General features: G+C 43.3%; 6 protein-coding genes and 1 pseudogene. 4 read left to right on the forward strand and 3 right to left on the reverse strand.

Going from position 1 to position 6,470, the window contains the following annotated elements; genetic code table 11:
* Positions 1–448: 448 nt before the first annotated feature.
* Positions 449–1,594 carry a DNA cytosine methyltransferase gene (locus tag O9290_RS00020; RefSeq protein ID WP_002761346.1) on the forward strand — a complete coding sequence of 382 codons (1,146 nt, stop codon included), beginning with the start codon at positions 449–451 and terminating at the stop codon, positions 1,592–1,594.
* On the opposite strand, the gene O9290_RS00025 is transcribed toward O9290_RS00020, so the two are convergent.
* Entirely contained in the window at positions 1,569–2,306 is a 738-nt protein-coding gene (locus tag O9290_RS00025; protein WP_288027323.1) for a hypothetical protein, read from the reverse strand. The two genes, O9290_RS00020 and O9290_RS00025, sit on opposite strands and share 26 nt — an antisense overlap.
* Complete coding sequence (locus tag O9290_RS00030) at positions 2,284–2,535, reverse strand: helix-turn-helix domain-containing protein (RefSeq protein WP_002761350.1); 252 nt, start codon at positions 2,533–2,535, stop codon at positions 2,284–2,286. The genes O9290_RS00025 and O9290_RS00030 overlap by 23 nt, the downstream gene beginning before the upstream one ends.
* Before the next feature lie 152 nt (positions 2,536–2,687).
* Between O9290_RS00030 and der the strand changes: the two genes are divergently transcribed.
* On the forward strand, positions 2,688–4,046 hold the full coding sequence (gene der, locus O9290_RS00035) for a ribosome biogenesis GTPase Der (RefSeq protein WP_002761352.1): 1,359 nt from the start codon (positions 2,688–2,690) through the stop codon (positions 4,044–4,046).
* Between the two features lie 3 nt (positions 4,047–4,049).
* Positions 4,050–4,925, forward strand: a complete 876-nt coding sequence (locus O9290_RS00040) for an energy-coupling factor transporter transmembrane component T family protein (protein WP_002761354.1) — start codon at positions 4,050–4,052, stop codon at positions 4,923–4,925.
* 1,019 nt (positions 4,926–5,944) lie between these two features.
* On the opposite strand, the pseudogene O9290_RS28025 reads toward O9290_RS00040, so the two are convergent.
* Positions 5,945–6,182, reverse strand: a pseudogene (locus O9290_RS28025) (zinc ribbon domain-containing protein); the annotation flags it as partial.
* An 11-nt stretch (positions 6,183–6,193) separates the two neighbouring features.
* Between O9290_RS28025 and O9290_RS00045 the strand changes: the two are divergent.
* The gene (locus tag O9290_RS00045) at positions 6,194–6,373 is read left to right on the forward strand and encodes a hypothetical protein (protein WP_072927484.1); all 180 of its coding nucleotides are present in this window, start codon (positions 6,194–6,196) and stop codon (positions 6,371–6,373) included.
* The last annotated feature ends 97 nt before the right edge of the window (positions 6,374–6,470 follow it).

Genomic DNA, 6,470 nt, shown 5'->3' on the forward strand with positions numbered 1-6,470 from the left:
AAATCCTTATCTGGCAAGAGACTTAATTGATTAGTTCGCTCTAGAGCAAAAACAATTGACAAAAATCGCTAAATGCTTTTCTATATAAGGGTTCCATCCCTTATAACCCCCGTCCATTGCATAACAATTACCGAAGAGCCGAAAAAGGCAGTGATCAGTTATTTTAGCCGTCAGCTTTTTTCTCCCTTCTCAGCAATCAGGTTGGTTGGGATTGACCCTTGGCTGCGGACAAGGGACTAAAGACCTGACTAGGCGGTTATTTCAGGCATTTCCGCCCTTCCTGCCGAACAGAAACAGATAAATCAACCAAGGTCGATCGCAAATCTCTATGATAGAATATTGGGTCTTTAATTTCCGTCCCCTCCTCCTCTTATGAAACTGCCTGTCGTCGCTATCATCGCTAGGATATTTAGTTGACAAGAGGCTCCGAATACGATAGTATTCAACCATGAAACAACAAATTATCGACTTATTTTCTGGTGCGGGCGGATTGACCACGGGATTTCATTTAGCCGGGTTTGAATCTATCTGTGCAATTGATGTAAATGCGAAAGCATTAGCAACCTATCAACATAATTATCCTAAAACACGCACTTTTCAGGAAGACATCCGCAAAGTTAATCCATCAGAACTGCGCTTATACTTAGGTTTACAAAGAGAAGAATTAACCGCCCTTATCGGGGGTCCACCCTGTCAAGGATTTTCACGAAATATCCCGGCTGGGTATCGCTATCTTAATGATTCTCGCAATCATTTATATAAGTCTTTCTTAGGATTTGTTCAAGAGTTTCGTCCTCTTCATGTAGTCATGGAAAATGTTCCTGAAATTTTGAAAGCTTATAACGGTATCATCAGAGATGAAATTGTAGCACATTTAGAATCTTGGGGTTATCAAGTAGTTACTACTTCCCTAAACGCCGCTTATTATGGAGTGCCACAAACTCGCTCAAGAGCCTTTTTTTTAGCTAGTCTAGAGCGTTTACCATCCCTTCCCCAAGCAACTCATTCTGGTGATATCAGAAGTGATTATAAAGCTGTAAAATCTTGGACACAGCTTACTTTACTAGAACCAAATATTGCCCCAGTTACTACTGTTAAAGATGCCATTAGTGATTTACCTACTTTAGAAGCAGGACAAGCTTATGATCACGAAATTTATACTAGGGAACCCGAGACCATATATCAACAGAAGATGCGTGAGCAAAGTCAAAAAATTGTTAATCATATTGCCCGTGCTTTAACACCAATTCAAATGTCAAGAGTGCAAATTCTGGCGGAAGGACAAGATGCGAGAGATTTACCTGCTGAATTAGCACCGAAAAAACACTATAGCGGGGCCTATGGTCGACTTTCTTGGGATAAACCAGCAAGAACAATTACAAGGTGGTTTTTTCATCCCGGTTCTGGCAGATTTTTTCATCCGACCCAGAATCGGACAATCACAATTCGTGAAGCAGCAAGATTACATTCTTATCCCGATCATTTTCACTTTTTAGGGACTTATACTGATATGGCCTCTCAAATTGGAGAATCTGTGCCACCACTGTTAGGCAAAGTGGTAGCAGACTCTATGGGACAAAATCTTGAGTATTAGTTTGGGTTTGTAGCGCTGCAAAAATTGTCTCCACATATCGATCTATTGTCAGACGAGTTCTCTCAATTCTCAGACGAATAGCGGCAGCGGGGATTGTTCTGCTTCTAAACAACTGTTTCTGATTTTTGTACCAAACTAACTGAGTTTTGCCAGCGATGCTTCCCTGTAAACCTGCCCCTACTCCCCCAGTTTTTTTATCTATTGCCCATGCCCAAGAAAAAACATTAGGATCAAGAGGATTAAGGGGGTATTCACAGTAAACATATTCATTGGCCTCTCGGTTTTTTAGCAATATTCCCTCATAGCTGTTGATGACATTTTGAGCAGTTTGACTGGAGCGAATCTTCTCGTTCCAGTGTTGAATAATAGCGGTTCCCAGTTGTGCGGGGGAAGATTGCAGATTCAAAGAGGGAACCCCAAGTTGAATGGCTTTTTTGATCATATCTGCTCGTTGAATTACGAACAAAAAGGTATTATCTGTAGTTAAACTATTCAGTTGTAGAGATTTTAGCGACCAACCACTGGCAGTTTTACTGTCCACTGCATCGTAGAGTAGTTTGCTTCTGCCTAGGGCAGGATCGGATAAAGGAATATTCTTGATATAATGAAAAATTGCTTCCCAGCTATAATCCTCGATCGAGCCAATCAATGGTGAGGCAATTGCGGCTAGAATGGCCTGCTTTAGTCTTTTAGTCTCGTCGTTCGTTAACACTTAGGGATTCCTCTACGGAATACAAAAATTCACTCATCCTCAGACCTAAAGCATTAGTAATATGACTAAGCACTCTCACCGATGGACTTTTTAATCCTCGCTCTAGTTGACTGATGTAAGTTCTATGCAGACCTGTTACTTCCGCCAAATACTCTTGCGACCACCCTTTTTCTTGGCGATAACGCTGTAGCTCTCGTCCTAAAATTTGCTCTAGTTGACCAGATTGCATAACCTGAATTCTAGTCTTTTGTATACCAAAGTTCTACAGACTAAAGTATTCAATGTCTCAGTGCCGAACAGAAACAGATAAATCAACCAAGGTCGATCGCAAATCGCTATGATAGAATATTGGGTCTTTAATTTCCGTCCCCTCCTCCTCTTATGAAACTGCCTGTCGTCGCTATTATCGGTCGTCCCAATGTGGGCAAATCCACCCTCGTCAATCGTATCGCTGGAGATCAACAGGCGATCGTTTTCGATCAACCCGGGATTACCAGAGATCGCACCTATCAACCAGCTTTCTGGTGCGATCGAGATTTTCAAATTGTCGATACAGGGGGGCTAGTTTTTAACGATGACAGCGAATTTCTCCCTTTAATCCGCGAACAGGCTTTAATCGCCCTAGCAGAGGCAAGTGTGGCGATTTTTGTCGTCGATGGGCAAGGGGGAATTACCGCCGGCGATCGAGAAATTGCCGCTTGGTTACGACAGCAAAATGTCCCGATACTTTTGGCCGTCAATAAATGTGAATCGGTGGAACAGGGTATCCTGCAAGCGACGGAATTCTGGGAATTAGCCATCGGTGAACCCTTCCCCATCTCGGCCATTCACGGTTCTGGTACAGGTGAACTACTCGATGCGGTGATTAAATATTTGCCACCTGCGGCGGAAATTCCCGAAAATGAAGAGATTAAAGTGGCAATTATCGGTCGTCCTAACGTGGGTAAATCCAGTCTCCTCAATGCTTTAACCGGACAACAACGGGCGATCGTTAGTCCGATTTCGGGAACCACCAGAGACTCGATCGATACTTTAATTGAACGAGAAGGACAGGTTTATCGGTTAATTGACACCGCTGGCATTCGCCGTAAGAAGAATGTGGACTATGGAGCCGAATTTTTCAGTATTAACCGTGCTTTTAAGGCCATTCGCCGGTCTGACGTGGTACTATTCGTCATCGATGTGCTAGATGGTGTCACCGAACAGGATTTAAAATTGGCGGGACGAATTATTGAAGAAGGGCGCGCGGTGGTGCTAGTGGTCAATAAATGGGATGCGGTGGAGAAAGACACCTACACCATCAATACTTACACCAAAATGCTCCAAGATCGGCTGTATTTTATGGATTGGGCAGAAATGATCTTTGTCAGCGCCATGACGGGGCAAAGAGTCACCAAAATCCTCGAATTAGTCGATATTGCCGCCGAATCTCACCGTCGTCGCGTCAGTACCTCGGTAATCAACGATGTGATCGAAGAGGCGGTGAAGTGGCACAATCCCCCCACCACCAGGGGCGGAAAACAGGGGAAACTATACTATGGCACGCAAGTATCGAGTCAACCCCCCACGATCGCCCTTTTCGTTAACGATCCCCAGCGCTTTAATGATAACTATCGCCGTTACATCGAAGGGCAATTCCGGCAACAGTTAGGCTTTAAAGGAACCCCGATCCGCTTAATCTGGCGCGGCAAACCGGCGCGAGAAGTGGAAAAAACGGTTAATAGAGCCACCAAGGTCTAATTTATGGATTTATTGCGAAGTTTGCCCATCGGTCTTTATCTCGATCAACCGATTACCCGACTACATCAACTAGATGCCCGGGTAAAATTTATCTGGTTAATGGCTTTTTTAGCAGCACCTTTATTAGCTAATCCTTGGTGGCGTTTAGCTTTGGTGGGATTATTAATGTTGTTAACCCTGTTAGCTCCTATTCCCCCCCGCGTCTGGCGGCAACAGATGGGCTGGCTGATATTTTTAGCGATTATCGTCTTTCTGATTACTGCTATCACTCCCGATGGTTTAGGGGTGAGTATTCAGCCGCGTTTACCGGATGAAGGGCTGAATTTACCGCCAGCAAGTGATTATCAGTATGTTTTATGGGATAGAGGTCGTTTATTTGTTACCCGACGTTCTTTGGAATTAGCAGTGAGAATTAGTACCTTAGTTTTTACTTTAATTTATAGCACTAATCTCTTTTTATTGACGACGGCCCCGGAAGAAATTACCGAAGGTTTAGAGAATTTAATGAGTCCTTTACGGCGATTTAATGTGCCGGTGACGGAAATTTCTCTGACTCTGACCCTCTCTTTGCGCTTTATTCCCCTGGTTTTAGAAGAAGTGCAAAATCTAGCTAGGGCAGTGAGAACTAGGGCGATCAATTGGCAAAAATTAGGGATTAAAAAGAGTTTAAACGTCTGGTTAACAGTAGTGGAAAAATTACTAGATAATTTGCTTTTGCGCGCCGAACAAATAGCGATCGCTATGGAGGTTCGCGGTTTTACCAGTCCCAATCAGCATCAAGTACGCTGGCACCAATTACAGTTAAGATGGGCTGATTTTATCGCTTTATTTTTGTTAATTCCCTTTTGGGCAGCCCGATTAGTTTGGGGTGGTTTATAGCAGTTATCAGTTATCAGTTATCAGTTATCAGATTTGAGTTTTAAGTGTGCAGTATTAAATAGAAGTTTCCTACTGTCTTTTCACCTGATAGTTCTTCGTTACTTGGTCTGGTTCGATCGGGGGGCATAAATCGACTAAATCTTTATCTTGCAAGGGATTTAATTGATTAGTTCGCTCTAGAAAACAATTGACAAAAATCGCCAAATGTCTTTCTCTATAAGAGTTTCATTTCTTATAACCCTGTCCGTTGCATAAGACAAACCGAAGAACCTCACTGATTACTGTTCACAGCAAAAAACTCCCCACTTTCCACTTCTCACTCGCCAATTTCCTACTAAAGATAGATATTTAAACAGATAAAAAGTATTACTTATAAGAGTAAGTTACGGCGTTTCTTATAGAGATGAGGTATGATAAGATTTGGCATTTGGCAGGGTGCATCTCATTTTTCTAAATCTACTAAGTTGGGATTTTTCAAGGAAGTCCGTAGGTTGGGTTGAGCGAATCAATAGGTTAAAGAAAACCTCTCAATTTTAGAGGAAAGCGGAACCCAACAGCCAACACCTAAATCCGTCGGAATCGGCGATCGCTTCTCCTGACCTTTTGTGGGGTTTCCTTGGGTCAATCCAAGCGTACTATAGTTGGGTTTCCTTACGTCAACCCAACCTACAACCCCTTTTTGTTGGGTTGAGTCCGTAGCCCCCCTAAATGGTTACATACGTTACATAATCTGTTACCATTTACATACGGCGGTTCCTCTATCCGTGTGGCACCGATAAATCCTTATTGAATAAGCATTTCCACTTAGAAGATGTACCAGACTAAGCCTGAAGCCGCCGTATGTATAGAATTGTTGATTGGGAGTCTTGATCATGGCATTGCAGGAAGGCACTTACACCTGGGAATACGGCGACACTAACCAGGCTCTCTGGTTCACCGCCTCTTACAACACAGTCACAAATCAATGGACTGTTGATTTGACATCCTCACCGCCGTAAACGGACGGTGATTCCCAAACCTCACGATTTAGGTTTCTGCTTCTTTCCCTTGCGGGGTTCCGCACCTGCCGCCCCAGTTTTACTCTGTTCTGGTCTTATGGTCGCGACCCGGACTGACACCGCAAGTCCTGCGGCCAAAATGTTTTTACTAGCGTTAACATCTCGGTCATGGTGTGTCCCACATTCTGGACAAACCCAAACTCGAACAATTAACGGCATTTTCAATGTCAATATAAACGCAATTACTACAACTTTTAAAGATATGAAAACATCTATCTAGGGTCTGCTGAAAAAGTTTTTCCTGGTGGCAGGGTGTGGGGTGTGGGGTGTGGGGTGTGGGGTTTTACCCATTTTCACCTGGTCAATTACCTAATTTTCAGGGAAAAAGTCCCGAAATTTTCCCCTCAATCACTGCAAGGGTCGGGACTTTTTGAGGTCAAAAAAGTCTAAAAGCCTTATCCAACAAGGTTTTTAGATTTATTCAGCAAACCCTATCTATTTCGATGTAGTTTCTCCCATACCAACGGCATTTATAGGCTAATTGTCG

Origin of the sequence: Microcystis sp. LE19-41.2A (genome assembly GCF_027530405.1) — a bacterium.
GTDB lineage: Bacteria > Cyanobacteriota > Cyanobacteriia > Cyanobacteriales > Microcystaceae > Microcystis > Microcystis aeruginosa.